General features: G+C 35.0%; 22 protein-coding genes and 2 pseudogenes. 6 read left to right on the top strand and 18 right to left on the bottom strand.

What is annotated here, in order from left to right; translation table 11 throughout:
• The first annotated feature begins 81 nt into the window (after positions 1–81).
• Complete coding sequence (locus tag ABH961_RS02045) at positions 82–1,578, top strand: DUF3149 domain-containing protein (protein WP_098047505.1); 1,497 nt, start codon at positions 82–84, stop codon at positions 1,576–1,578.
• 29 nt (positions 1,579–1,607) lie between these two features.
• Here ABH961_RS02045 and ABH961_RS02040 read toward each other — a convergent pair whose 3' ends face one another.
• Positions 1,608–1,889 carry an aspartyl-phosphate phosphatase Spo0E family protein gene (locus ABH961_RS02040; protein WP_000495532.1) on the bottom strand — a complete coding sequence of 94 codons (282 nt, stop codon included), beginning with the start codon at positions 1,887–1,889 and terminating at the stop codon, positions 1,608–1,610.
• A 397-nt stretch (positions 1,890–2,286) separates the two neighbouring features.
• Here ABH961_RS02040 and ABH961_RS02035 point away from each other — a divergent pair, with 397 nt between their 5' ends.
• Positions 2,287–3,057 (top strand): divergent polysaccharide deacetylase family protein, encoded by a 771-nt coding sequence (locus ABH961_RS02035; protein ID WP_046958227.1) that lies wholly within the window; start codon positions 2,287–2,289, stop codon positions 3,055–3,057.
• 66 nt (positions 3,058–3,123) lie between these two features.
• Here the strand turns inward: ABH961_RS02035 and cbpA are convergent, their stop codons facing one another.
• From cbpA to ABH961_RS01980, 12 genes and pseudogenes are all read right to left on the bottom strand, one after another.
• Positions 3,124–3,747: a cyclic di-AMP binding protein CbpA gene (gene cbpA / locus ABH961_RS02030; protein ID WP_048545012.1), complete on the bottom strand. Its 624-nt coding sequence runs from the start codon at positions 3,745–3,747 to the stop codon at positions 3,124–3,126.
• A 124-nt stretch (positions 3,748–3,871) separates the two neighbouring features.
• The gene (locus tag ABH961_RS02025; protein WP_048545015.1) at positions 3,872–4,501 is read right to left on the bottom strand and encodes a class II aldolase/adducin family protein; all 630 of its coding nucleotides are present in this window, start codon (positions 4,499–4,501) and stop codon (positions 3,872–3,874) included.
• A gap of 247 nt (positions 4,502–4,748) precedes the next feature.
• Positions 4,749–4,847 (bottom strand): annotated as a pseudogene (locus ABH961_RS30035) (S-layer homology domain-containing protein); the annotation flags it as partial.
• 6 nt (positions 4,848–4,853) lie between these two features.
• Positions 4,854–6,102, bottom strand: a pseudogene (locus tag ABH961_RS02020) (leucine-rich repeat domain-containing protein); the annotation flags it as partial.
• A 378-nt stretch (positions 6,103–6,480) separates the two neighbouring features.
• Positions 6,481–7,263 carry a DeoR/GlpR family DNA-binding transcription regulator gene (locus tag ABH961_RS02015; RefSeq protein ID WP_048545017.1) on the bottom strand — a complete coding sequence of 261 codons (783 nt, stop codon included), beginning with the start codon at positions 7,261–7,263 and terminating at the stop codon, positions 6,481–6,483.
• Positions 7,264–7,303: 40 nt separating this feature from the next.
• A complete protein-coding gene (locus ABH961_RS02010) occupies positions 7,304–8,488 on the bottom strand; it encodes a saccharopine dehydrogenase family protein (protein ID WP_048545019.1) in 1,185 nt (394 codons plus the stop codon).
• The gene (gene phnW / locus ABH961_RS02005) at positions 8,485–9,582 is read right to left on the bottom strand and encodes a 2-aminoethylphosphonate--pyruvate transaminase (RefSeq protein WP_000138234.1); all 1,098 of its coding nucleotides are present in this window, start codon (positions 9,580–9,582) and stop codon (positions 8,485–8,487) included. Before phnW ends, ABH961_RS02010 begins: the two co-directional genes overlap by 4 nt.
• Before the next feature lie 15 nt (positions 9,583–9,597).
• The gene (phnX, locus tag ABH961_RS02000; RefSeq protein WP_048545023.1) at positions 9,598–10,392 is read right to left on the bottom strand and encodes a phosphonoacetaldehyde hydrolase; all 795 of its coding nucleotides are present in this window, start codon (positions 10,390–10,392) and stop codon (positions 9,598–9,600) included.
• Between the two features lie 173 nt (positions 10,393–10,565).
• Positions 10,566–12,323: a putative 2-aminoethylphosphonate ABC transporter permease subunit gene (locus tag ABH961_RS01995; RefSeq protein WP_141501639.1), complete on the bottom strand. Its 1,758-nt coding sequence runs from the start codon at positions 12,321–12,323 to the stop codon at positions 10,566–10,568.
• Positions 12,324–13,325 carry a putative 2-aminoethylphosphonate ABC transporter ATP-binding protein gene (locus tag ABH961_RS01990; RefSeq protein ID WP_048545027.1) on the bottom strand — a complete coding sequence of 334 codons (1,002 nt, stop codon included), beginning with the start codon at positions 13,323–13,325 and terminating at the stop codon, positions 12,324–12,326.
• 20 nt (positions 13,326–13,345) lie between these two features.
• Positions 13,346–14,422: a putative 2-aminoethylphosphonate ABC transporter substrate-binding protein gene (locus tag ABH961_RS01985; RefSeq protein ID WP_000750887.1), complete on the bottom strand. Its 1,077-nt coding sequence runs from the start codon at positions 14,420–14,422 to the stop codon at positions 13,346–13,348.
• 228 nt (positions 14,423–14,650) lie between these two features.
• Positions 14,651–14,803 (bottom strand): hypothetical protein, encoded by a 153-nt coding sequence (locus tag ABH961_RS01980; protein WP_000240799.1) that lies wholly within the window; start codon positions 14,801–14,803, stop codon positions 14,651–14,653.
• A gap of 146 nt (positions 14,804–14,949) precedes the next feature.
• Here ABH961_RS01980 and ABH961_RS01975 point away from each other — a divergent pair, with 146 nt between their 5' ends.
• Complete coding sequence (locus tag ABH961_RS01975; protein WP_000725963.1) at positions 14,950–15,285, top strand: DUF3905 domain-containing protein; 336 nt, start codon at positions 14,950–14,952, stop codon at positions 15,283–15,285.
• Between the two features lie 38 nt (positions 15,286–15,323).
• Here ABH961_RS01975 and ABH961_RS01970 read toward each other — a convergent pair whose 3' ends face one another.
• From ABH961_RS01970 to phaR, 5 genes are all read right to left on the bottom strand, one after another.
• Positions 15,324–16,673 carry a TrkH family potassium uptake protein gene (locus ABH961_RS01970; protein ID WP_001204694.1) on the bottom strand — a complete coding sequence of 450 codons (1,350 nt, stop codon included), beginning with the start codon at positions 16,671–16,673 and terminating at the stop codon, positions 15,324–15,326.
• 24 nt (positions 16,674–16,697) lie between these two features.
• Positions 16,698–17,891, bottom strand: a complete 1,194-nt coding sequence (locus tag ABH961_RS01965; RefSeq protein WP_098047509.1) for an NAD(P)/FAD-dependent oxidoreductase — start codon at positions 17,889–17,891, stop codon at positions 16,698–16,700.
• A gap of 94 nt (positions 17,892–17,985) precedes the next feature.
• Complete coding sequence (gene phaC / locus ABH961_RS01960) at positions 17,986–19,071, bottom strand: class III poly(R)-hydroxyalkanoic acid synthase subunit PhaC (RefSeq protein WP_000206842.1); 1,086 nt, start codon at positions 19,069–19,071, stop codon at positions 17,986–17,988.
• Between the two features lie 82 nt (positions 19,072–19,153).
• Positions 19,154–19,897 (bottom strand): acetoacetyl-CoA reductase, encoded by a 744-nt coding sequence (locus ABH961_RS01955; protein WP_000250411.1) that lies wholly within the window; start codon positions 19,895–19,897, stop codon positions 19,154–19,156.
• Positions 19,898–20,050: 153 nt separating this feature from the next.
• A complete protein-coding gene (phaR, locus tag ABH961_RS01950) occupies positions 20,051–20,533 on the bottom strand; it encodes a polyhydroxyalkanoic acid synthase subunit PhaR (RefSeq protein WP_000566954.1) in 483 nt (160 codons plus the stop codon).
• A gap of 199 nt (positions 20,534–20,732) precedes the next feature.
• Between phaR and phaQ the strand changes: the two genes are divergently transcribed.
• From phaQ to ABH961_RS01935, 3 genes are all read left to right on the top strand, one after another.
• Positions 20,733–21,185, top strand: coding sequence for a poly-beta-hydroxybutyrate-responsive repressor (gene phaQ, locus ABH961_RS01945; RefSeq protein ID WP_000903018.1), 453 nt, complete (start codon positions 20,733–20,735; stop codon positions 21,183–21,185).
• Between the two features lie 42 nt (positions 21,186–21,227).
• Positions 21,228–21,752, top strand: coding sequence for a polyhydroxyalkanoic acid inclusion protein PhaP (gene phaP / locus ABH961_RS01940; protein WP_000448583.1), 525 nt, complete (start codon positions 21,228–21,230; stop codon positions 21,750–21,752).
• A gap of 101 nt (positions 21,753–21,853) precedes the next feature.
• Positions 21,854–22,297: a MaoC family dehydratase gene (locus ABH961_RS01935; RefSeq protein WP_001067917.1), complete on the top strand. Its 444-nt coding sequence runs from the start codon at positions 21,854–21,856 to the stop codon at positions 22,295–22,297.
• Positions 22,298–22,305 lie beyond the last annotated feature (8 nt).

Here is a 22,305-nt window from a genome sequence, read left to right as displayed (position 1 = left end):
TATGAATGATTCTTGAATAAAAACATGACAATTTTAACATAGTTTATATATAATGATAATAAAAAAGAAGGAGTACCAAATTTGAAAGTCAAATTCCACAGCATAGTTTTATATATAGTGCTTGTTATCCTACCAACGATAGGAATTGGTGCTACATTTTATTCATATCATTCGTATAAAATGAAGCAGGAAAACAAACTATCTGCTCACACGGTTCTCTTTTTATATAGAGACTATTTAGATCATCACCTTGGTGAAGCAATTTCCGCATTAGAAATGCTCTCAAAGGTCGTAGGAACCGAGACTGGAAATATAAATGGAGTTAAACAAATTGTACATGATACAGATGGAAACGATACACGTTTTTCTGGTTTATATTACGCTACATCAGAAGGCATCATTACAATCGCATCCGAAGGCGACCGACCGCCTGTTGATGTCTCAGATCGCAAATATATTCAAGACGTATTGCAAACGAAGAAAACAACTGTATCATCAGCCATTACAGATCGTGTTCTTGGACATCAAGCTATTATGATTGCTTCTCCCATTTTCAATAAACAGAAGGAAATCTCAGGCTTATTGTTAGCAAGTTTACGCTTTGACTACATTTCAGCATCTTTAAATGCCATTAAGCCACAATATCATTTTGAAGTAACTGATAAACATGATGTAGTTTTTCTCACCGATGATAATAACGAAACAAGTGATGCGCATTCTAATATGCTTACTACCCCACTCCAAAGATTAAATTGGAAGGTCTCTGTTTCTCCATTACCTATCCATCAAAAAACTTTATATCAGTGGGTTGCAATAGAGTGTATAGCTACTTTATTTTTAATGTCTATTTTATTTTTACTTGCTCAATATATGTTGTTAAAACGTCAATCAAAACTGGAAAGACAACAAAATGAACTACAAAAAATTGAATTGGTTGGAACTTTTGCAGCTAGTACAGCCCACGAAATCCGTAATCCTCTTACCGGAATTAAAGGGCTCGTCGCTCTATTAAAAGAGAAATATAAAGATGAACAAGATCAGTTTTATTTTTCCGTCATCGAACAAGAGATAGAACGGATTAATGAAATTGTAAGCGAATTTCTTATTCTTGGAAAGCCAACTGCTATCATTGAACAAACATATGATGTGAGAACCATTCTAAATGAGGTAGCATTAATTATTCAATCTGAGGCGAATCTACATAACATTGTATTCCATTTACATTTGCCAGACCATCCTGTTCATATCCGTTGCTCAAAAGACCATATGAAACAAGTGGTTTTAAACATTACAAAAAATGCAATTGAAGCCATGAATTCTGGTGACACACTGACCATTTCCGTAACAAACAATGAAACACACGCACAATTGAAAATCACAGATACTGGAAAGGGAATTCCGAAACATATTCAAAAACACCTCTTTCATCCGTTCTTTACTAATAAAGATACTGGAACCGGTCTTGGACTTGTCATATGTAAACGAATTGTAGAGATGTACAATGGGCATATTTTTATTGATAGTATAGAAAATGAAGGAACGACAGTTCATATCGAAATTCCGTTACACCTAGTATAATTATCCTTATCCCAAAAGGGTAATTATACTTATTTCATAAAACCAGCCACAAGCATTCGCCAAAAATTACTTGATTTCCCTTCATACCCAATTTGAAAAATAGGTACCTTTATAATTGATAACCATTTTGGTGTTTGTTTTTCTTTATAACACTGGTACTGTAAAATAAGCTTGTCCAATTCTTGACTCACTTGAATTGTCTCCATACTATTTAACCCACTTGTTAAACCTAATTGAATCATTTCTTCACGTTTCATATGAATATCACGTGAAAGCTTTTCTAATGTGTACTTCCTTTTTACAGTAAACATCCATATCCCCCTTATTATACTTCCGTGCTCTCGACTTTACTTCTCCATCGGCCTTTTAACTACTTAATCATATTTGAATTTGAAGAATCAGAAATTTTAACATTTTCTCCCTGTAATTTACAAATCTTTACCCTCACTTTGAGAATTATTACAAATTATTCTATCTTTGTAAATACATTCGCAATAATAGACATTTTTTTCATCTTCTTTTTTTACAAATACCAATTAAATAGCGGATTCTCTATTTTCCATATACTTTTCTTCGACATTTTTTGTTTAATTTATATAAAAACGCAAAACATAATGATGATTGATAAAGTGAAATTTAATCATTGGGGATTTTGTCCATTCCTCACTGCTCGCAAATAGCGGGATAAAATAGAAAGGAAATATTTATATGCGCAAATATACGATTGCATTACTTATATTTACTATGTTTTTACCATCCTTCTTGTTTCCTGTTCAAGCAAAGGCCCATACAAACAAAGTCGCTATTGTCATTGATGACTTCGGCAATAATATGAAGGGGACTGATAAAATGTTATCACTTCCTATTCCACTGACTGTTGCCGTTATGCCTTTTCTCCCTTCCACAAAGGAAGATGCGATAGCCGCTCATAAGAAAGGGCACGAAGTTATTATACATATGCCAATGGAACCTATTAAAGGTAAAAAAGAATGGCTTGGACCAAAAGCAATTACAACTGATTTAAGCGACGAAGAAATAAATAACCGACTCGAACAAGCGATTCAAGAAGTACCGCATGCAATTGGCATGAACAATCATATGGGATCAAAAGTGACCGCGGACGAAAGAATTGTACGACTTATACTTGCAGCTTGTAAAAAACACGGTTTATTTTATTTAGATAGCAAAACAAATCCTAAGAGTGTTGTCCCAAAAATCGGGAAAGAATTAGGAGTGCCTATTATTGAAAATCAATTATTTTTTGATGATGTGTATACAGCGGCACATATTTCAAAACAAGCCCAATTACTTATTAAAAAACTTCAAGAAAAACCGATTATGGTAGCTATTGGACACGTTGGACCTCCAGGTGAAATTACATCACGTGTTATAGAAACTTCTATTCCTAACATTCGCGCGCATGCAGATTTTATTTTTTTATCTGATTTAGCACTATCTCCACCTCCTGTTTCAAAATAAGATTCATTACTCACACTAAAAAGGTACCAATCTGCATATAGCAAATTGGTACCTTTCCTTTTCACCTTAAATATAATCTACATGACTCACCCTGAATCCTTTTTTCTCTATTTTTTCGATTAATTGCTTTAATCTTTTTTCATTTAACTCATCTGCTATATTTACGATAACGCGGCGAATATATTGATCACCGTTATCTAGTGTAAATAATCCACCGATATTAAATGCTTTCAACAATGTCCCAAGTTCTTTAATCGTTCCCTTACAATCTTGTGTTGCAATTGTTAATATATAACCACCCGTCCGCATACCGAATGAATCTTCAATAACATCAAATATATTGGAATGCGTTAAGATACCGACAAATTCATTATAGTCATTTAGCACAGCTAAAAATGGAAGTCGACGAATAACATAAAATGCTCTAAAAAAAGAATCCTTTTCAAAAATAAATGCGGAGGAATCCCCCAGCATATGTTCCGCACTTAATTTCTCTAATCCGCTATTACACTTCTTTTCTAAAAGATCTACTTTATAAATAATCCCTATGAATTTCTTTTCATCTTCTGCTAATACAGGGATTGCTCGAAATCCCGTTTCATTCATAATGTGCAAAGCCTCTTCACCTGAATCGTTCATTTTGCAAAATGTTACTTGCTGTTTTGGCAGAAAATGATATTTAACTCGCAAAATATGTTCCTCCTTACATGTCAACATGTAATCTATATATAATAAGGAGACCTATATTTTATGAGTGAAATTATTTTTAAAACGCTTTCATTTTTTATTGACTTGTAACGACATCACAAACATTTTATATAACAGAGCTCTTTGCACCTTTTATCATTAACAACTTTACATGATAATTCATTAAATATTCTATACCCTCTAGCCATTTTTTCGCTTCTTCTGGAGTTTTCCCCCACACAATCATGCCATAATTATGAACAAGAACTACTCCTCCACCTTCAATAAAATTCGGTACATTATTTTCTAATAAATCAGCAAATTTCTTCTCATCTTCTACAATGGGAATTGTCATTTCTGTTATACCTTCTTTTCCAAAAACACGTTCCACACTACGTTTATCGAATGTTACTTCCCCTTCTTCTCCATATAACTCTGATATTAAATGACTATCTACAGTCTGCACTTGTAAAATACATTCTGCACTACTTTTTTTATAAATATCCGCATGCATAAACGATTCTGCAGCTGGTTTTTCTTCATTTTCAAATACTGGCTCACACATACAATTAACAACAATAAAGTCTTCTTCTGAAAATAACCCTTTATCTCTTCCCTCAACGTTTATTAAAAAAGTTAATGGCTCTTTTGACGTACAGAGTGATAAACTAATTTTTGTACCATAAAACCAATCACGAAGTGCCAATTCAGATTTCACATCTTTTAATTCATTCCATTTTTTTAGAAAAAATAACATTTCGTCACCCCCGGCATAATATTTATATAATGTTCGAATCCTTTCTATGTAAAAGGAGTATTTTTTGATTATTCTAAAAATTTAATTGAATTATCACATGATAACGCCTTTTTGTCAATATAGTTTCATAGCTCTTCTTTAAAATGGGCCATCCATATATCTATACTTCTGTCTATTCCCTATTTCATTTTGTACATAAAAATGCGTTATTCTTTTTAAATCAAAGAATAACGTATTTTCTCATCTTTTATTTCTTTATTGCATTATATAAAAACTGTGCATATTGTTCACGTGTTACGAAATCATCACCTAAAAAGTTTCCTTTTCCATCACCTTTTGATATATTATTATCCGCTAAAGCTTTCACATAGCCTTCTGCCCAATGATCTTTTGGTACATCTTTAAACTCTATTACTTCTTCAGCTACTTTTTCATTTACAACCTTTTGAATCACAGAACCAGTGAAGAAAATACCTGTATCATTAAATGGATCTTTCACTCCAAATTCATATACTTTCTCACCTGGTGTACTCCATTTCACTACACCATTACTATGCGTACCACCATCACTCTTCAGACGGATTTTTGTAGATACCTCACCGTCTTTTTCGTATATAGGTACTTTTACTTCTTTATTTACTTCTGTATCCTCTAAAAAGACTTTTTGGTTTTGAACATTAATATAAGCTTTCTTACTTAGTTCTATCACTGGTCTAACATCACGGATTTCATTTGCAACAAAACTTAAATATACTAACTTATTCAACCTACTAACTGGCGATAAGTCTGAAATATAATTTGCTTCTAAATCAAGTTTTTGTAAGTTTACTAGATTTGATAATGGAGTAATATCCTTTAACTCATTATTAGGTAAATCTACTTCTGTAAGCTGAGTCATTTTAGCAAGTGGTGTCACATCTTCAATTTGATTTTTCCCGATAAATAATTTATTTAATTGCTTCATTTGATCAATACCCGATAAATCTTTAACTTTATTACGCGTTAATACTAAGTCTTTTAAAGGTAATGAATATAACGGTTTAATATCTTCAATTTGATTACCTGCTGAAGTTAAGTATGTTACATTTTTTAACGCGCTTAATGGAGCAACATTCGTAATTTTATTATTTGCTAAATTCAAGTAATCTAGTTGTTCCATTTTCGCTAATGCTGTTACGTCTTCTATTTGGTTGCCTGATAGATATAAACTTTTTACATTTTTCATTTCAATGAGTGGTGCAACGTTTGTAATTTTATTATTACTCAAATCAAGCGATGCTAAATTATCCATCTTAACAAGTAGTGTTACATCTGAAAATTCATTACCACGTAAAACTAAATGATTTAATTGCTTTAAATGCGCAAAGAACAACGGATCTGTTATCTTCGCATTCGCAACTGTTAAAGATTTTAAATTTGGCATATATTTTAATCTCAGTATCGTATGTACGTTCACTAGCTGTTGCCACCGACTGGTTTGCTTCAGCTTTTAGTGCTGCTAATGTTGGAGTAGAGTATATAGCAAATGGAATTGCTAATGTTGTGGCTACTACTAGCGCCTTAATATAACTTTTTTCAAAATAATATCCTCTATCATACATAATTTTTACAATTGATAAATGTTATCAATTGTAAAAATAAATGATAATATTACATTAGGTTTATATTTCCAAAGATAAAATATAAAAAAACCCTTTAATCAAAGGGCCTTTTTACCTAGCGTATGAAGAATTTCACTTTTTTCTTTTTCATTAATAAAACCAATTTTTTGCAAAATATTTGCATACAATACAAGTTTATTATATATCCGTTCTGACATGCTTCTCCCTTCTTTCCTTCGACCAACTTTTTTTGTATTGGTAAATTATATGAAAGAGATGAGAAAATGTGTCCACTTTTTGCATACATACAAATCTTTTATCCCGCTATTTGCGGACAGTAAAACTCCCACCTCCAAAACAGGTGGGAGTTCAATTTATTTAGCAAATTGTCCATTGAATATTATGCTTTTTGACTTCCTCTTCAAAACTATAGGGCATTTTCTTATCACAAATTACATGTTGAATACGTGAAAATGCTGCTATTCGGTAATTTCCTTTTACCCCTACTTTTGTATGATCACATAAAATATATGTTTTCTCCGCTAATTTCAGCATCGTTTCTGACAGTTTCGCCTTTTCTAATTCAAAACTAGAAACCCCAAAACCAGGTAACAATCCATCAATCGAAACGAATGCTTTATGAAAATGAAATTGCTGGATTACTTGCTGCGAAATAGACCCTGACACACGTGAATGCTTTGGAGAGACTTTTCCACCAATAAATAAAACTTCACCGTGAAACATCTTTTTATTAATAGAAGAAATTAATTGTGTAGCTACTGGAAATGAACTTGTTACAATCGTTAAATTTTTACGATGAACAAGATATGGCACCATTTGAAGTGGTGTACTTCCATCATCAATCGCAATCACATCTCCATCTTCCACAAACGTTGCTGCTTTATACCCAATTCTCTTCTTCTCTTCTATATGCAGCATCTCTCGTTCTAACATTGGTGCCTCTATTCCAGCTCCCGGAAGTTGGACGGCTCCGCCATACACTTTCTTCAACTTCTTTTCACGATCCAATTCTTCTAAATAACGACGAATCGTCTCTGTTGATACAGCAAACTCTCTCGCTAACTCTGAAACTTTTACTTTCCCTTTAAACTCTACCTTCTCAAGAATGGTTCGCTTTCTTTCTTCACCTACTACAGACATAGATTCACCCCATTGATTTCTACCTCATACACTGCCTTACTTATACAAAGTTATAACTTTCTTTTTCAGTGAAAACTTCTTCATGAATATGAATACCACGCTTTTTTAGTTCATCAAAAATAATTTGTGGATTTACAAAAGCTTCCTCCGGTGTCACAACACCAACTTTGTTTACACTCCCTTTTGCGATTAACTCTGTAGCAATCCCAAATGGAATACCGACGTTTCTCGTATAAGCTCTTAATTTTTCCCATCCTACAACAGAACCATCAGATAACGGGTGTGTATGATATAATACGTGCCTTTGTTTCTCATTATTTTTCATACCTATTACTTCTACATGAAGCGCATAACCGTAAATTTCTGTTTCTTGCCCTTCTTTCGATTGCAATAAATACTTCGAAATACAATCCATAATGCCAATTTCTTTCCCATTTATGTCAACTCGATCATTACGCAATATACCATAATCATATAAAGCACGTACGAGCTGCATATTTTGCTTTGGCCAAGTTCCTCTCGTCTCTATCAGTTTGACCCCTTTATTTTCTAGTGCTTTTGCTAACGTAATCGTTTCAGAATGCGGTATTATATACTGCGTTTCCTTACCATAAGGCGCCGGTAAATCAATTTCTCTCGGACGCGCAAACGGCGGTACTTGCTTAAACTCACCATCTTCATATACTGTACGCGATGGTAAATGTGGATCATATTCATATGTCGTTGTTTCTGTAATTGATGCAGAAAAAGCAATTGGACGGTACGAGCCATGACTTACACGTACTGACTCTACAGTATCTAGCTGATTTGCTGCATGCATTGCCATCATTTGCGTTACACCTGGCGTCATACCAAAACCAGGTAAACACGTTTTTTCATTTTGAGCAAATATAGAATGAAATTCATTTTCTTCACCAAATCCATTCAAATTCACACCGTGACAACCTGCTTCTGCAATACATCGAGTAGACAATCCATTTAACTTAATTGTCGTACCGTCCATTACAATGTCATAACCTTTCATTTTTGCAACCGTATCCTCGTGATTCGTTACATCTACTTTCACAAAATCAACACGAGGATCGTTGAGCCATTCTACTACTTTCAGGCCCTCTTCTTCATTAAAATCAGCTACTGTAATCGCCTCAAAAGATGAAAATTGCACTAAATCTAAAATTGCTTCACGACAAATTTTACCTGCTCCACCTAAGCAAAATACTTTCAACCTATAACAACTCCTTTAGCGATACTATCAACTAAGCGATTGATATCTGCCTCATGTACATCACCGATATTTCCAATGCGGAATGTATCTACTTTTGAAATTTTACCTGGATAAATAACAAACCCATCACACTTTAATTCATTATATAACTGCCCAAAATCGAACCCCTCTTCTGGATAAATGAAGGATGTAATAATAGGCGATTGATATTTTTCATCTACTAGTGGCTTAAATCCGATTTCTCTCATTCTATTCACTAATATTTTTTGATTGTTATAATATCGATTGTAACGTGCTTCTACTCCGCCCTCTTTTTCTAATTCAAGTAGTGCTTGATAAAAAGCGTGTACAACATGTGTAGGTGACGTAAAACGCCATTTCCCATTTTGATGTTCCATCGTTTCCCACTGATCAAATAAGTCTAATGATAATGAACGTGCCTGCCCTTTACATTTCACCAATTCATCGCGCTTCGCAATAACAAAGCCAAATCCAGGAACCCCTTGAATACATTTATTCGCACTACTAATTAGAAAGTCAATTTGCAACTCAGCGATATCTATTTCAATACCACCAAAACTACTCATTGCATCAACCAGTGTTACTTTTCCGTATTGCTTCCCTAATTTACATACATCTACAATTGGATTGATAATACCTGTTGTTGTTTCACAATGAACAACTGCAATATGTGTAATCTCTTTATCTCGTTGCAATATCTTTTCTACTGCTGCAATATTAGTGGGCTCCCACTCTTCTGTTTGACTGACCACCACATCTATATGTAACATCTCTGCCATTTGTACAATTCGCTTACCATACGCACCATTTGTACATACGAGCAGCTTTCCATTTTTAGGAACGACAGATCCAATCACTGCTTCAACTGAAAACGTACCGCTTCCTTGCATGAGAACAGTTGTATATGTCTCTTTTTCCTTCGTTGCTAACGATACAAGCTTAGCTCTTACCTCTTGTACCATTTTGTTATATTCAGCATCCCACGTACACCAATCGTATAACATAACTTCTTTTACTGTTTTGGTTGTTGTTAATGGTCCAGGCGTTAATAATAAATAGTGATTTTCAGTCATGATCCTATTCCCCTTTTATGAAATAATAAGTTCTTGTTTCTCGATATGTTCCATTACGTTTTCGAGTTCCTGCATCGTTTCTATCGTAAAGTGCGCCCCATTTTCAACGAAACGATTGCGAACTACTTCTATTTTTTCACGAAGTTCTACCGGATCCATATTCTCCACTTCCTCTTCAGTTAAGCCGAGTTCGCTACTGCCGAGAATTACACCCACTGTCCACATACCAGCATTTCTTCCCTCTTTCATATCTGATACTGTGTCTCCAACTTTTATCATATGATTCATTGGATATACACCAAGCTCCATCGCATTTTTATAGCACATCCACGGATACGGACGACCTGCTGGAACATCATCTGGTGTTACAAGAAAATCAGGTTTATACCCTTGTAGTGCTGCTTCTTTTGCTACAATATCCATCATTTCTCTCGTATAACCAGTCGTTGAACCAATTTTAATTCCTCTTTCACGTAAAGAAGCAATCACTTCTTTTACTCCATTAATCGGCGACGCATAGCGCGGTAAAATAGCGAAGAGAATCTTTTCGAATTCTTCATACATCTCCTGAATGTCTGCTTCTGTTGGTAATTGTCCGAAAATACGATTCCACTCACTCGCAATACGAGGCATCTCTGTTAATGCCCTAACATGATCAATTTTCAATAATCCCATTGGCTTACGGGCTTCTTCTGCAGTAATTGCCACACCACGTTTATGGAAAATCTCCATAAATACTTCCAGTGGTGCAAAACATCCGTAATCAACTGTTGTACCTGCCCAATCAAAAATAACTGCTTCTACTTTCATCCAATCCATCACCCTTCTTATTTATCCCGCGTTAACGGGCAGTAAGATTTCCCCCTCAAAATTCGGCTGGAGCAAAAAAGTTAAGTGGGAGATCAACTGCCCGTAAACGCCCGATTGGTTCAACTAATAATCAGTGGGGGAGGAACACCCCCCCCACTGATTAAAGTTTCACTTTATCTTTTTTGCCATTGTGACGTTCGGTTACGAAGTGCTTTCGTTCCCCATTCATATACAACTCTCACTACAATATTTGTAACAACAATAAGTACACTCATTGCAGCTGCTGGTGCTACATTTCCTGCATCGTCCATATTTACAATTGATACGGCAGCTAGTTTAAAATCAGCTGCATACAGGAATACAACTGCTGAGACAGTTACCATTGAATTTACGAAGTAGTACATTACCATTTCTAAAATGGCTGGTAAACACATCGGTACCGTAACTCGAAAAAATGTTTTATAAAACGGTATCCCCATCGACTGTGAAACAAGTTCAAACTCTCGATCTAATTTCTTTAAAGCTGTCGTTGCCGTAACAAATGTTACAGAATAAAAATGAATGATATTGACTAGTACTAGCACAGCAATTGTTCCGTATAGAGAATGGAACGGATTCGTTACGGAAAGTCCAAAGATTTGTATTGTTGGTTGACTAAAGAAGAAGACGTAGCCTAACCCAAGTACTAAACCTGGTATCGCTAAAGGGACGATAGAGAAAAAGTAACCTGCTTTTCGGAAAAATTGTAGCTGATCTATTTTCTCAATCGCATAAGCGAACATAAATGTTAAAACCGCTCCAATAACCGCAGTAATTGCTGAAACAATTACGCTATTTTTAAATGCTTCAAGTCCATCTCCTGTTAAACTGGAAAAATTAAAATGCTCAAATGTAAAGCTCATATTATATGGCCATACTTTCACACTTGCAGCAATACCAACTGCCACAAATAATAGAATGATCATAAGCGTTACTACGCTACAATATACGAACGAAATAACATCTCGTTTCTTATTATTTATTATTCTGTAAGGTACTGATTTGGAAGATAAGAGATTCGCCTGCTTTCTTTGCGTAATGCGATCAACTGCAAAGGCAAATATAGCTGGGATTAATAAAATCATTCCGACAGTTGCACCCATCGGCATATTTTGCTGCCCAATTACTTGCTTATATACGTCAGTAGCAAGTACATTATATTGCCCACCAACAATTTTTGGTGCCCCAAAATCAGTGAAACTAAGTGTAAACACAACGAACATCGCACTAATTAATCCGTACTTTACACTAGGTAAAGTAACAGTGAAAAATTGCTTTGTTTTACTCGCTCCTAACATATTAGAAGCTTCATATAAACGATAATCAGAGCCTTGAAAAGCAATTAATAATATAAGAAATGCTTGCGGAAATGTATACATGACTTCAGCCATTACAATTCCTACTGGTCCATATAAAGGGATTTGTATCCCTTCAAACAAACCAAACATTCCTTTCGTTACTAACCCTTGATTACCAAATAAATATGTAAGTGCGATACCATGCATCATCGTTGGTGCGAATAATGGTAACAACGCAATATATTGAAATACACGCTTTCCAAACACATTCGTACGAGCGATCGTATAGGCGTAAGCGAAAGCAAGTGTCACTGCAATAATTGTTGTCGCACCCGAAATCCATATCGTATTTTGTAATGATTGAACTAGCGTTGGTGTTGTGAAATATTTACTGAAATTCGCAACACCAATGAAAGCTCCATCTTTATCATAAAAAGCTTGTGAAAACAATTGTAATAGAGGTAATACAAGCATGATCAAAAACGCGAGAAGCATACCAATAATTAATAGTCTTTGTATCCACTCTTCTTTACCGATACGTCTCTTAATCTTTTTTTTCGTACTTTCTACCTTAAAATCTTCTAACATCTCCATCTATACAATGACCTTCTTTCCATATGACAACATATGATTTTCTGAGAAAGAGATTTGAATCGGCTTTCCTTTTCTAATTGCGGTTGCTTCTACTTCTGATGCCAATATATCCACTACAATTTTCTCGTTATAAAGATGTGTTTTTTCTTCTACGACCCGCACTTCCGTCCGATATACAGATCCGCGAAATTCCATGCTTTCCACAACCGTTTTAATACCATCCTTTTGTACAACTGTTACATGCTCAGGACGAATTGCATGTTCTTCATCGTTTTTCGAAAAGAAATTAATAGAACCAATAAAATCTGCCACAAATGGATTGGCTGGTCTTTGATAAATCTCCTCTGGTGTGCCAATCTGCATAATTTCCGCATGATTCATTACAACAATTTTATCGGCCATCGTTAATGCCTCTTCTTGATCATGCGTAACCATAATAGTTGTTACTCCTACTTTTTCTTGCAAATCACGCATTTCTCTACGTAACTTTTCACGCACTTTTGCATCTAAAGCAGATAATGGCTCATCGAGTAACAAAATATCCGGAGACAGAGCGAGCGCACGTGCAAGTGCTACTCGCTGCTGTTGTCCACCAGACATTTGAGCAGGATATTTATCTTTTACATTCAGCAAATCTACAAGTTCTAACGCCTCTAGCGCTTTCTCTTTTACTTCTGCTTTTCCATATTTTTTTGTCTTTAAGCCATATTCAATGTTTTCAAGTGCTGTTAAATTCGGAAATAATGCATACGATTGAAACACCATTCCGAAATTCCTCTTTCCAGGAGGTAATGCTGTAATATCTTTTCCATCCACAGCGATACTACCTGTTGTTGCCTCTTCTAGCCCTGCTAAAATTCGAAGCAATGTTGTTTTCCCACAACCACTTGGGCCTAATAAACATACAAACTCATTTTTTTTCACAGTAAAAGAAATATCTTTTAACGCTGTAAATGCATCAAACTGTTTTTGAATGTGTTGAATTGATAAATATTCGCTCATTTTTTCTCTCTCCCACTCACTTACTTTTTCGGTTCTGCTTTTTGGCCAAACTCTTTTTCCCATTTTTCTAAAATTTTGTCACGATTTTCTGCTGCCCATTTAAAGTCATTCTTTTTGTATAACTTTTCTGTCACATCTTTAGGGAATCCATCTGGAAGTTTATAATCATTTTTAATTGTCGCGAATCCATTTTTCTCGAAGTATAACTTCATTACATCATCAGTAATTGCCCAATCTAAAAATGCTTGCGCTAATTTTTCATTTTTTGCATTATCTTTTTTAATAAGTGCGTTCGCTTCTACTTCCCAACCTAATCCTTCTTTCGGCAATACAACTTCAACTGGTGCACCTTTTTGTTTCTCTTTCAAAGCACTATAAACCATTGATACGCCAACTGGATATTCACCTGCGCCTGCTAATTTCGCTGGTTTTGAACCTGAATGAGTATAAGTTGCCATATTATCATGAAGTTTCTTCATGTAATCCCAGCCTTTATCTTCACCCATAATTTGTAACCATGCAGAAACTGTTAAAAATCCTGTCCCAGAAGAAGCTGGATGTGGCATAACAAGCGTTCCTTTATATTCTGGTTTCGTTAAATCTTCGTATGATTCTGGCATCGGTAAATTTTTCTTCTTTAATTCTTCTTTATTTATAGCAATCCCCGTCATAAATGCCGTATTACCTACCCATTTTTCTGGTTGCTTATCATCTTTAAATTGCGGAAGAACACGATCCGCTCCTTTTGGAGAGTATCCTTTTAACATATCTTTTTTATCTAAAGCTAATAGACTAGACGCTGCTGTTCCCCATACAACATCTGCTTGTGTATTTTTTCCTTCAGCTAGCAATTTCGCTGTAATAACTCCAGTTGAATCACGAACAATGTTCAGTTTCACATCTGGATATTTCTTTTTAAAAGAATCAAGATAAATTGGTACAAGTTCTTCTTCAATCGCTGTGTAAACAGTTAATGATCCAGATAATTTATCATCCTTTACTTTTGCCCCAGCACTTTCTTCTTTCTTTGCACCACACCCCATTAATAACGAAAATACCATTCCAGTTGCTACAGCTTTAAAGATTGTTTTTTTCACTGTCTCTCTCTCCTTTTATAAATCTTATGTACAACTCTAATATAAACAACTAGTGTAAAAGCAGTATTAAACCAACATTAATCTTTTGTTTGTTGTTTGTTTTTGTGTAATACGTTGCTACTTCTATGTTTTTTCGCATTTTTCTGCTAATAATGAACACTAAATTTACAAATAATTAAAAAAACCTTTATAATCCCACAAAAAAATGAGGCGTTTGTAAAAAACGCCTCATTTTTGTTTACCTTTTTTTGAATTACGATTTGCATACTTCGCGCTATTTTCTCCTTCATACTCTAATGCAAATTCTGCATCTGGTAAGCTTTCTTTCGGAGTTTTATTATTGTTGATTGCCGCATTTTGTTTTACTTTTCTTTTTACCAATACATTCACCTGCTCTCAAGAATTCACTTTCTACTCTAGTTTGAAACAACATTAAATAATTATTACTGGCAAGTGTTAACAAGTACATAAAGCCGCTAGATGGAAATACTACCTATGAAAAAAACATTAGAAAAGGGGCGATTATTTTGAAGAAGAAAGATAAAATCCAGTCACCAATTTTAGATGAAACGCTCCCGCATCAAATGAATTTCCCATCTTTTAAAGGAACAGGAAAGAAGATGCAACAACCTTTCATAAATCAATATGACGTCGTAATCGGAGACAGTAAATATGATTCCGAGAATAGTCCACTTCACAATTGGACTGATGAAGTAGACCCTGCCATTATGGCTGGAGAAGAATGGATTCATCCTACAAATGATATTGGGTGGATTTCAGAAGAAAATCAAGAGTTGCTAAAAAAAGAAGTGGATAATAAGAATGAGGCTTTTATGCATCCGCAATTTGGCATTAACGACTAAAAAACCATTCTACCTCACATAGGTAGAATGGTTTCATACTATCCAATAATAATTCTCTCTTTCGGGTATTTATAGCGAGGTGGCTGTTCTCTTCCCCCACTAGCCAGTATAAATGTTAAAATACCGACACGCCCAATAAACATAAGTACAATGAGTACAAGTTTACCAACAGTTGTTAAATCTGGCGTAATACCTGTCGATAGCCCTGTCGTTCCGAAAGCAGAACACACTTCAACAATTAAACTCATAAGCGGTACATTTTCCGTAATAGATAAAATAAAGAGTGCTGTGGCACATAATAAAATCCCCATCGTCATAACGACAGATGCTTTTAGCACGTCTTCTTCATGTAACTGGCGTTTGAAGACTCTAACCGTTCTTCCGCCTCTTGCAAAAGTGTATAACGATAATATACTAACAGCAAATGTTGTTGTACGTATTCCGCCCCCAACCGAACTTGGAGATGCCCCTATAAACATTAATATACTCATAAATAAAAGCGTCGGTTGTGACAATTCACGTATATCCATTGTAGCAAGTCCACCGCTTCGCGTCGTCACAGATTGGAATAATGTATAGAAAACTGTTTCATGCCATGACTTTCCTGCTAAAAATTGATTTCGTTCTAGTAAAAAAATCATAATGGTTCCAACGATAACGAGGGCAAAAAATGTTGTTGTCGTCAATTTTGTAAATAACGAAAAGCGGAATAGTTGCTGTCGCCTTTTACTAAAGAATTGCTTTATTTCCATTAACACCGGGAAGCCAATCGCTCCTAAAATAATAAGTAACATATGAATCATTTGCACAATATAATCTTTTTTGTACGGAATTAATGATTGTCCAGTTAAATCAAATCCGCCGTTCGTAGTTGCACTAACAGCGGCAAAGAAACCGTGAAAATAAGCTTCTTGCCAAGTTGGAAAATAAAGTAGAAATCTTGTACCTAATAGTATCGCTCCGATAAGTTCTATCGAAATAATTACAATTAAAATAGAACGCATCAGTTCTACAAGGCCTGATAAATTCCCTTGATTATGGTCTGCCATAATGAGTCTTCTTCTCTGCAAACCGATCTTTTTCCCCGTTATAATCCAAACAAATGTACCAAGTGCCATAATTCCTAAGCCACCTAATTGTAAAATAAGGGCTAACATAATAATTCCTGCCGTAGTAAATGTATCTGAAATCGTAACAACAGACAGTCCCGTAACACTTACCGCACTAACAGATGTAAAGAGGGCATCGATAAATGTCCATTTCACACCAGACTTCGTAACAAACGGGAAACTAAGCAATATCACCGATACAACTACTGCTAATAAATAAAACAAAACAATGAGTTGTACAGGACGTAATTTTTGTAAAAACTTTTTTATATCTCTCATTCCATCACTTCGCTACCTTTTTTTCTATCGATTAAATAAAGAAAAATCTTCACTTTCTTTATTTGTAAATAACTGCTCAAATAATTTGGCAAATACCATTCCATACACAGTTCCATTACCTCCATACGGCAATGCGTAAAATAAATTATGTATCTCTTTGTCTTCTTTTAAAATAGGGAGACCATCATGACTACCGCCAAATGCTGCCGCCCAATAGTACTCTGCCTGTATATTCTTATACTGCGGGAACATCTCTTTTACAATGTTAATAAGGATATCACGCTTATGCAATAATTTCGTATCACCAATTGTTTGAATTTGCATCGCTTCATCTAATCCGCCTACAATAATACGATTTTGATACGTTCGAAAATATAAGTAAGGCCGTGCTGTTTCCCAAATTAATGATTGTTCATGCCAGCCTTCAAATGAATCTACCTTATTTGTCACCACTGCATATGATGTTTCCACCGTTGTATTTTTTTCTTTCTTTCCGAAAAGTGCTTCATAACCTGTCGCCATAATAATATTCTTTGCTACAATTTGATTTCCTGTTTTCGTGTAACAAATTAAATCATTTTGGCGTTTTTTTATATGTATGGCCTCTGTATGCTCAAGTATAGTAGCTCCCATTTGATTTGCTTTATGCAAAAGGCTATGCGCTAATAAATACGGATTCACTTCGGCATCACCATGCGTATATAACGCTGCTTGTTTTATAAATGAATACTTCTTCTTCATATGTGAATCGGTAAAATATTCAACCGGGAATCCATAATGGCGTAACGTATTATATTCTTCTTGTAAAAACGATACATCCTCATTTCTACTTGCATAATACAAACTACTTCGCGGAATAAACTGGGGATCAATATCGAGAGTCGGTACAACTTGCTCCATTGTTCGTAGCGCTTCGTAACAAAGCTTATATGCTCGTACCCCCTTTTTTTCACCAAATGTATGGATAAGTGAGGTTAGCGATTTATCATGAAGAAATTGTAGTAAACCTGTATTAGCAGCTGTGCTACCACATGCGATTGCTCGTTTTTCAATGAGCGTAATACGCATTCCAATTTTTGCTAACGAATATGCTATATGAGCACCTGCTTCTCCGCTTCCGACTACAAGCACATCACATATCATATCATTTTCTAATGATGGATAACAAGGTATAGAAACTCCTGTATTCCAAAACAACTTACCAGTCATAAGTTTCATAATTATACTCCTAAAATATAAATTTCTCCTTTCTATCTTTTGTTATTTCCCATAAAAAAATCCAACTAACATACGCTAGTTGGATTTTTTATTTTTAATTAGAACGCTCCTCCAGCCAATTTCCAACCGTCGGATATGTTTGTTTTACCGCTGTTCCACCGTAAACGATCGACATATGTCCCGTTGGTAAACAAACATATTGTTTATCTGTGCTAGAAATATGGTCTAGCAAAGCTTCTACTTGGCATGGCAGGGCGATATGATCACGTTTCGCAGAAATATTTAAGACATTCGCCTTAATATTTGCAAGGTCTACCTTTTGTCCACGAATAACGAGTTCACCTTTCACTAATTTATTATTTTGATAAAAATCACGAATCCATTGTCTATACGATTCACCTGGGAATGGAATACCGTCACCAACCCACTTTTGAACTAATTTCCAGCTTTCGACGAAGCGCTCATTTTCTGAACGATCAAGTAAAGCGACATATGGACCTACAAAGTTTGTAATTGGTTTTAACATCTTATTTCCGAAATCAATCATTTCTGGCGGAATATTTCCGAATGTATCAACCGCTTTATCTAAATTGAAGTATTTCTCATCTAATAAAGGACCGTATAATCCTGTTTCAGAGAAATCAAAAGGACTTGTCATAAAGATTAAGTTGCGAATTGGCATGTGTGGATGAAGTGCTGCATAAATAGAAGTTAGCGTTCCACCCATGCAATAACCAAGTAAAGAAATCTCGTCCGATTTCGCAGTTCTCATTACTTTCTTCACTGCTTTTGCAATATAATCAAACACGAAATCATCAAATTTCAAATGACTATCTTCTAAACCAAATGTGCCCCAATCAAGCATATACACATCAAAACCACGATCTACTAAATATTCCACTAAACTATTTCCTGGAGTTAAATCCATAATATACGGTTTATTAATAAGCGCGTATATTAATAAGATTGGAACTCTCTGTGTTTTTTCTTGTTTTGGAATGTAACGATACAGCTTCGTTTTATTCTTCGTCCAAATAACTTCTTTTGGTGTTAAACCAACTTGTGGTTCTGGTTCGCGTAATAAAACTTCGCTCGCTCTTTTCACACGGCGATATGCTTTACGATATTCTTCTGGGTACAACTCCAATTGCTTTTCCCATTCCGTTACGAATGTAGTCATTTTTCTATCTCCTTTTCGGTCGATTTATTTCTAAAAAAAGAAGTGCATTCCTGCTATGGATATGCACTTTTTTCTCAATTCATTACATGTATAATCCACCGTTAATGTTTAATTGCTGACCTGTGATATATGCACCGTCACGGCATAGGTATACTACACCTTTTGCAATTTCATCAGCTTGACCAAAACGTTTTTTCGGGATTTTCGCAACGATTTTTTGACGTACTTCTTCTGGTACTTCTGCTACCATTTCAGTATCAATAAATCCTGGGCAAATTGCATTTACAGTTACATTTGTTTTTGCAAGCTCTAATGCTAATGATTTTGTAAATCCTAACATACCTGCTTTTGCTGCAGAGTAGTTTGTTTGTCCAAATCCACCAGCTTGGCCAATAATAGAAGAAATACTAATGATTCTTCCTTCTTCTGCTTCCGATATGTATGGAAGTACCGCGCTTGTTGTATTAAATACACTGCTCAAGTTCACGTCAATTACGCGCTCCCAATCTTCACGATTTAATTTTTTGAATGTACGATCTCTTGTAATACCAGCATTATTAACAAGAATATCAACTTTACCAAAATGATTCACAGCTTCTTCTACAAGTCTGTTTGCATCTTCTACTTTCGAAACATCCGCTTGAACTGCATAAACGTCATGTCCTTCTTTTCCTAATTCATTTACTAAGTTTTCAGCTGCTTCTTTACTGCTGTTATAGTTAATAACTACTTTTGCTCCCTCTTGTGCTAATGCTACTGTAATTGCTTTTCCAATTCCTTTTGCCCCACCTGTTACGATTGCTACTTTGCCATTTAATTGAACCATTTCTTTTCCCCCTTAAATGAATTTGTGAACGATTGTTATGAATCATTTTGGTACTCATATGAATAGAGTCCATATATTAATTATGTTTCGTTGTTTATACATGAAAAAGAGATTCTCCCTTTCCCTTTTACACGTTATAAACAAACGCTATTATCATTTTTTATTTTCCGGCTTATTCGCAGGTTTTACTTCTTCTTTTGCAGGTACTTGTAGTTTCGCTAGTACTGCATTTTGCTTTTCTAGTAACTCTAAAATTTGATCAACTTTCGTTTCTAGCGTGCGAATATCTTGTTTTACTTTCGTAACATCACGCTTTAATGTAGGAGCTTGTCCTAATGAATCCACTTTCTCTTCTAGAATTTCCTCAATGTTATCAACTTTATTTTCTAAATTGATAACAAGCGTAGCTACTCTAGCGATATCCTCTCTCGTCGGCACATTCACCTGTTCTAAATAATTTTTTGTCGTATCATTTAATGCTTTTTGATAAAACAAATTCAAATCTAGAACGCTGCCCATCCAAGCAGAATATTCTTCTGTTTTAATTGTTTCATTGAGCGCTTTTCCCCAAAATGTTTCGGTTTGTTCATAAGCATTTTTCCATGCTTGCAATGGATCGAATTTTTGATCAATCACTTCGACTACACTCCCTTTTTCGTTTTTGAAACAATTCAACCTATTCACTATTTTCTAATATTCTGAATAAAACTTCAAGTCTATATTTTATTTTTCTTTATTTTCCAATAAATGTGTTGACATTAAAAACAGATAGGTGTAAATTGCACTTATAAGCAAAAAAATTCCATCTAACTGATTCATGAGGTGATGCACAATCATGCTACATAATGAACCAGAACACCCAGAAAGTTTGGAAAAAAACCAAGCGAAACAACCAAACTCCATGCCCAAAAACTTCTTAGTTCCTTTCTTACTTCTCTGTCTAAAAGACTGGAGTCTTCATGGTTACAAACTCATTCAAATGCTAATGGACATCGGCTTTTCTTCTGTTGACCAAGGTAATGTGTATAGAACATTGCGCAAGTTAGAAAAAGAAAATCTCATTTCTTCCACTTGGGATACAAGTGAAGGCGGGCCAGCGAAACGAATTTATTCTTTAACAGAATATGGAGAGCAATATTTAACAACATGTGCAACTTCTTTTGAACATTATCAAAATATGTTGCGGACGTTTTTTACGTTATACACCAATGCATTCTTTCCATTTTCTACTTCTCCAGAAAAGGATGAAAAGGATTCTTCATCTTCACCTGGTGGTACAGCAGAGTAATCTGCGTTCACAATATGCAAAAAAACATTTGGAGGTCAAACAATGGAAACTAAGCCATACGAATTAGTCGATGCATTTTGGAAAAACTGGTCTCAATCTCTTTCCCTCTTCTCTTCAGCTGGGAAACAATTAGAGCAACTTACTTTAGAAACTTTAAAACAACAACAAGACGCTTTGCATAAATTAACATCAGGAGTAGATGAACTAGAAAAAGAACTACAACAATTCACTGCTCAGTTCAATAACCAATATACAGATTACGTGAAGCAATTAACTGGAAACTCCTTAAATGATCAAATTAACGAGTGGCAAGGGAAATGGAATGAACTTTCTAATCAAATGCACCAACTGACTGTTTCTCCTACGAAAACATCTTTGTCTATTCTTACTCAAACTAGCGGTCAATTTGAAGAAACAACAAAACAATTTATTGAACAACAACAATTACAACGTGAAGAGGTTCAAAAACAGTTAGAAGTTTTTTTGGGAGAGTTCAAGTCCAAACAACTAGAACTCGCAAAGCAGTTCGAGGAAAACTCAAAAAATTTATTTACTTCCATCAAGTAAGAAAAATGTGGGAGCTAACTGCAGCACAAACAAAACTCTTTCTTCCTCCTACTACATCAAGATGGCTAGCATTTTTCGATATGGAAAAGAAGGAGGCCAAAATGAATCCATTTCAAGAAGCACAAACTGTTCCGGAGCTTCGTTATGATGAGATTCAAGTCGGTGATCAAGCATCCCTTACAAAAACTATTACGGATGAGGACGTTATTAATTTTGCAAAATTAACTGGAGATGTGAATCCTATTCATATTTTAGATTCTTTTGCAAAAACGACAATGTTTAAAGAACGTATTGCTCATGGCATGCTCGTTTCCAGTTTCATTTCGACGATTCTTGGAACGAAACTCCCTGGCAAAAACACGATTTATTTATCTCAAAACGTTTCATTCCGTGCTCCTGTCAAAATCGGTGATACACTTCGCGTTGTGGCAGAAGTCATTAAAAAACGAGACGATAAAAAAATCATTACGTTGCAAACAAACATATATAATCAATCCGGTGATATTGTCGTGGAAGGTACAGCGACAATACTGAAAAAAGAGTAGCAAATTTG

Source organism: Bacillus sp. RC251 (assembly GCF_044908765.1).
Classification (GTDB): Bacteria; Bacillota; Bacilli; order Bacillales; family Bacillaceae_G; genus Bacillus_A; species Bacillus_A wiedmannii.
Note: the sequence above shows the minus strand (reverse complement) of the source record. Positions and strands in the feature narration are given on the sequence as shown.